The 5,673-nt window shown below is 52.2% G+C and carries 2 tRNA genes and 3 rRNA genes; all 5 read left to right on the top strand.

The features are described from left to right. The first annotated feature begins 409 nt into the window (after window positions 1–409). The 5 genes from AC3A6Y_RS34835 to rrf all read left to right on the top strand — a co-directional run bounded on the left by AC3A6Y_RS34835 (window position 410) and on the right by rrf (window position 5,620). A 16S ribosomal RNA gene (locus tag AC3A6Y_RS34835) occupies window positions 410–1,944 on the top strand. Window positions 1,945–2,017: 73 nt separating this feature from the next. Continuing rightward, window positions 2,018–2,094: transfer RNA gene (locus AC3A6Y_RS34830), tRNA-Ile, on the top strand. 28 nt (window positions 2,095–2,122) lie between these two features. Continuing rightward, window positions 2,123–2,198: transfer RNA gene (locus AC3A6Y_RS34825), tRNA-Ala, on the top strand. A 319-nt stretch (window positions 2,199–2,517) separates the two neighbouring features. Continuing rightward, window positions 2,518–5,388 (top strand): 23S ribosomal RNA (locus AC3A6Y_RS34820). A gap of 119 nt (window positions 5,389–5,507) precedes the next feature. Beyond that, window positions 5,508–5,620 (top strand): 5S ribosomal RNA (gene rrf, locus AC3A6Y_RS34815). The 16S, 23S and 5S rRNA genes sit together here with 2 tRNA genes alongside, the layout of an rRNA operon. Window positions 5,621–5,673 lie beyond the last annotated feature (53 nt).

Raw genomic sequence — 5,673 nt, 5'->3', positions numbered from 1 at the left:
CGTGTCATAATCGAGGGCTCCGCACAAGACGGCAGGCAGTTGAAGCTCTCAGGGGTTTTGGTGGCTGCGGTGGTGGATGGGGTGAGGGGTTTTGGTGGGGGCTGGGTTGATCGAGTGATTGGCTGGCTTCTTAAAGAAGCTTCAAAAAAGTTTGGTGGTTCTTCAAAAACCGTGTAATAATCTAAGGCTTCGCTGATCGCAGCGAGGTGAGCAAGAAAGGCGCAGGGATGTGTCGGGCTTGCGGGGATCGTTAAAAACATACAGCCGATAAGCGTGGGCGTTTGAGGCGAATGGCCAAGTTCTTCGGAACGAAGCCTTTAGGCTTTAAATGCTCATGAGAATAGAAGTGAAGTTCACTTCAATTCCGTTTTTATGAGTTTGTCTCGCGAGAGACGTTAAATTCAAGATCGAACTATAGAGTTTGATCCTGGCTCAGATTGAACGCTGGCGGCATGCCTTACACATGCAAGTCGAACGGCAGCACGGGAGCAATCCTGGTGGCGAGTGGCGAACGGGTGAGTAATACATCGGAACGTGCCCAATCGTGGGGGATAACGCAGCGAAAGCTGTGCTAATACCGCATGAGATCTACGGATGAAAGCAGGGGACCGCAAGGCCTTGCGCGATTGGAGCGGCCGATGGCAGATTAGGTAGTTGGTGAGGTAAAGGCTCACCAAGCCTGCGATCTGTAGCTGGTCTGAGAGGACGACCAGCCACACTGGGACTGAGACACGGCCCAGACTCCTACGGGAGGCAGCAGTGGGGAATTTTGGACAATGGGCGCAAGCCTGATCCAGCCATGCCGCGTGCAGGATGAAGGCCTTCGGGTTGTAAACTGCTTTTGTACGGAACGAAAAGGCTCTCTCTAATAAAGGGGGCTCATGACGGTACCGTAAGAATAAGCACCGGCTAACTACGTGCCAGCAGCCGCGGTAATACGTAGGGTGCAAGCGTTAATCGGAATTACTGGGCGTAAAGCGTGCGCAGGCGGTGATGTAAGACAGTTGTGAAATCCCCGGGCTCAACCTGGGAACTGCATCTGTGACTGCATTGCTGGAGTGCGGCAGAGGGGGATGGAATTCCGCGTGTAGCAGTGAAATGCGTAGATATGCGGAGGAACACCGATGGCGAAGGCAATCCCCTGGGCCTGCACTGACGCTCATGCACGAAAGCGTGGGGAGCAAACAGGATTAGATACCCTGGTAGTCCACGCCCTAAACGATGTCAACTGGTTGTTGGGTCTTCACTGACTCAGTAACGAAGCTAACGCGTGAAGTTGACCGCCTGGGGAGTACGGCCGCAAGGTTGAAACTCAAAGGAATTGACGGGGACCCGCACAAGCGGTGGATGATGTGGTTTAATTCGATGCAACGCGAAAAACCTTACCCACCTTTGACATGTACGGAATTTGCCAGAGATGGCTTAGTGCTCGAAAGAGAACCGTAACACAGGTGCTGCATGGCTGTCGTCAGCTCGTGTCGTGAGATGTTGGGTTAAGTCCCGCAACGAGCGCAACCCTTGTCATTAGTTGCTACATTTAGTTGGGCACTCTAATGAGACTGCCGGTGACAAACCGGAGGAAGGTGGGGATGACGTCAAGTCCTCATGGCCCTTATAGGTGGGGCTACACACGTCATACAATGGCTGGTACAAAGGGTTGCCAACCCGCGAGGGGGAGCTAATCCCATAAAACCAGTCGTAGTCCGGATCGCAGTCTGCAACTCGACTGCGTGAAGTCGGAATCGCTAGTAATCGTGGATCAGAATGTCACGGTGAATACGTTCCCGGGTCTTGTACACACCGCCCGTCACACCATGGGAGCGGGTTCTGCCAGAAGTAGTTAGCCTAACCGCAAGGAGGGCGATTACCACGGCAGGGTTCGTGACTGGGGTGAAGTCGTAACAAGGTAGCCGTATCGGAAGGTGCGGCTGGATCACCTCCTTTCTGGAAACAATGCCGTTCAAATTGAACGCCCACACTTATCGGTTGTTGGAAGAGGTCGAAGCGTTTCGGCCATGGGTCTGTAGCTCAGCTGGTTAGAGCACCGTCTTGATAAGGCGGGGGTCGTTGGTTCGAGCCCAACTAGACCCACCATCTTCTGATATCCAAGCGAGAGGACATCGGGGGATTAGCTCAGCTGGGAGAGCACCTGCTTTGCAAGCAGGGGGTCGTCGGTTCGATCCCGTCATCCTCCACCAACGCCCTGGTAGGCATCCATTCAACACCAAAGCGGCCTTGTGCGAGAGCGCGAGGCTTCTTTGTTGTTGATCGAGATTGTTCGGTCAATCGGCTGTTCTTTAAAAATTCATAGAGTCGAATCAGCGTTGCTGATGGAAACTGCACATTCGTAAAGGTTTAGTGCAGGCCGTGCCATCAGCGACAAGAATTTTTGATTGCGTCAAATGAACTTCACTTCGAAGCAATTCGAGCTGTGAAGGCGGCATAACGCGTCAGGTGAAAGACCTGACATATTCCTTGATGGGCTTTGGTTTCTGTGAAGAAACGTCAAAGTTATAGGGTCAAGTGAATAAGAGCATGTGGTGGATGCCTTGGCGATGATAGGCGACGAAGGACGTGATAGCCTGCGATAAGCTTCGGGGAGCTGGCAAATTAGCTTTGATCCGGAGATTTCCGAATGGGGAAACCCACCGAAAGGTATCGTTATCTGAATACATAGGGTAACGAGGCGAACCGGGTGAACTGAAACATCTCAGTAGCTCGAGGAAAAGACATCAACCGAGATTCCGAAAGTAGTGGCGAGCGAAATCGGAAGAGCCTGTTAGTGATAGCACAAGACTTAACGGAACGGCTTGGAAAGGCCGGCCATAGTGGGTGACAGCCCCGTACGTGAAAAGACTTGTGTGGTACTGAGCTGACGAAAAGTAGGGCGGGACACGAGAAATCCTGTCTGAAGATGGGGGGACCATCCTCCAAGGCTAAATACTCATCATCGACCGATAGTGAACTAGTACCGTGAGGGAAAGGCGAAAAGAACCCCGGGAGGGGAGTGAAATAGATCCTGAAACCGCATGCTTACAAAAAGTCGGAGCCCGCAAGGGTGACGGCGTACCTTTTGTATAATGGGTCAGCGACTTACATTCAGTGGCAAGGTTAACCGAATAGGGAAGCCGTAGAGAAATCGAGTCCGAATAGGGCGTCCAGTCGCTGGGTGTAGACCCGAAACCAAGTGATCTATCCATGGCCAGGATGAAGGTGCCGTAACAGGTACTGGAGGTCCGAACCGACTAGTGTTGCAAAACTAGCGGATGAGCTGTGGATAGGGGTGAAAGGCTAAACAAACTTGGAAATAGCTGGTTCTCTCCGAAAACTATTTAGGTAGTGCCTCAAGTATTACCTTCGGGGGTAGAGCACTGTTTTGGCTAGGGGGTCATGGCGACTTACCAAACCAAGGCAAACTCCGAATACCGAAGAGTACAGCTTGGGAGACAGAGCACCGGGTGCTAACGTCCGGACTCAAGAGGGAAACAACCCAGACCGCCAGCTAAGGTCCCTAAAATTGGCTAAGTGGGAAACGAAGTGGGAAGGCTAAAACAGTCAGGATGTTGGCTTAGAAGCAGCCATCATTTAAAGAAAGCGTAATAGCTCACTGATCGAGTCGTCCTGCGCGGAAGATGTAACGGGGCTAAGCCAGTTACCGAAGCTGCGGATGCACAGTTTACTGTGCGTGGTAGGAGAGCGTTCTGTAAGCCTGTGAAGGTGCGTTGTAAAGCGTGCTGGAGGTATCAGAAGTGCGAATGCTGACATGAGTAGCGTTAAAGGGGGTGAAAAGCCCCCTCGCCGTAAGCGCAAGGTTTTCTACGCAACGTTCATCGGCGTAGAGTGAGTCGGCCCCTAAGGCGAGGCAGAGATGCGTAGCTGATGGGAAACAGGTCAATATTCCTGTACCGATGTGTAGTGCGATGTGGGGACGGATCTTAATAGGTCATCCGGGTGTTGGATATCCCGGTTTAGTTGGAAGTAGGCGTGCGTTAGGCAAATCCGGCGCACATATACCGAGGCCAACGATCGAGCCAGCTTGCTGGTGAAGTGACTGAACGAGGTTCCAGGAAAAGCCACTAAGCTTCAGCTGCACACGACCGTACCGCAAACCGACACTGGTGCGCGAGATGAGTATTCTAAGGCGCTTGAGAGAACTCAGGAGAAGGAACTCGGCAAATTGACACCGTAACTTCGGAAGAAGGTGTGCCCTATTAGTGTGAAGTGAACAACGGAGCATGAACGGGTTGCAAAAAATCGGTGGCTGCGACTGTTTATTAAAAACACAGCACTCTGCAAACACGAAAGTGGACGTATAGGGTGTGACGCCTGCCCGGTGCTGGAAGATTAAATGATGGGGTGCAAGCTCTTGATTGAAGTCCCAGTAAACGGCGGCCGTAACTATAACGGTCCTAAGGTAGCGAAATTCCTTGTCGGGTAAGTTCCGACCTGCACGAATGGCGTAACGATGGCCACACTGTCTCCTCCTGAGACTCAGCGAAGTTGAAATGTTTGTGATGATGCAATCTCCCCGCGGAAAGACGGAAAGACCCCATGAACCTTTACTGTAGCTTTGTATTGGACTTTGAACAGATCTGTGTAGGATAGGTGGGAGGCTTTGAAGTGCGGTCGCTAGATCGCATGGAGCCAACGTTGAAATACCACCCTGGTGTGTTTGAGGTTCTAACCTAGGTCCATTATCTGGATCGGGGACAGTGCATGGTAGGCAGTTTGACTGGGGCGGTCTCCTCCCAAAGCGTAACGGAGGAGTTCGAAGGTACGCTAGTTACGGTCGGACATCGTGACGATAGTGCAATGGCATAAGCGTGCTTAACTGCGAGACTGACAAGTCGAGCAGATGCGAAAGCAGGACATAGTGATCCGGTGGTTCTGTATGGAAGGGCCATCGCTCAACGGATAAAAGGTACTCTGGGGATAACAGGCTGATACCGCCCAAGAGTTCATATCGACGGCGGTGTTTGGCACCTCGATGTCGGCTCATCTCATCCTGGGGCTGTAGCCGGTCCCAAGGGTATGGCTGTTCGCCATTTAAAGAGGTACGTGAGCTGGGTTTAAAACGTCGTGAGACAGTTTGGTCCCTATCTTCCGTGGGCGCTGCAGATTTGAGGAAGCCTGCTCCTAGTACGAGAGGACCGGAGTGGACACACCTCTGGTGTATCGGTTGTCACGCCAGTGGCATTGCCGAGTAGCTAAGTGTGGAAGAGATAACCGCTGAAAGCATCTAAGCGGGAAACTCGTTTCAAGATGAGATCTGCCGGGGCCTCGAGCCCCCTGAAGAGTCGTTCTAGACCAGGACGTTGATAGGTCGGGTGTGGAAGCGCAGTAATGCGTTAAGCTAACCGATACTAATTGCTCGTGCGGCTTGACCCTATAACTTTGATCTCCCAGATCAAGGTGTTATGCCAAGTGACGCAGTCAAAACCAAAAGCTGATTCCCAACTCTATGAATTCGCTGTGCTGACTCAACCCCAGCTCAGCAACCCTTTATGCCTGATGACCATAGCGAGGTGGTCCCACTCCTTCCCATCCCGAACAGGACAGTGAAACGCCTCAGCGCCGATGATAGTGCGGGTTCCCGTGTGAAAGTAGGTCATCGTCAGGCTCTTACAGCCCCAAAAAGCCCAACCAGTCATGGTTGGGCTTTTTGCTTTTTTG

This window comes from Variovorax sp. Soil_C_17 (assembly GCF_057657265.1).
This window is presented reverse-complemented; position numbering and strand designations above follow the sequence as displayed.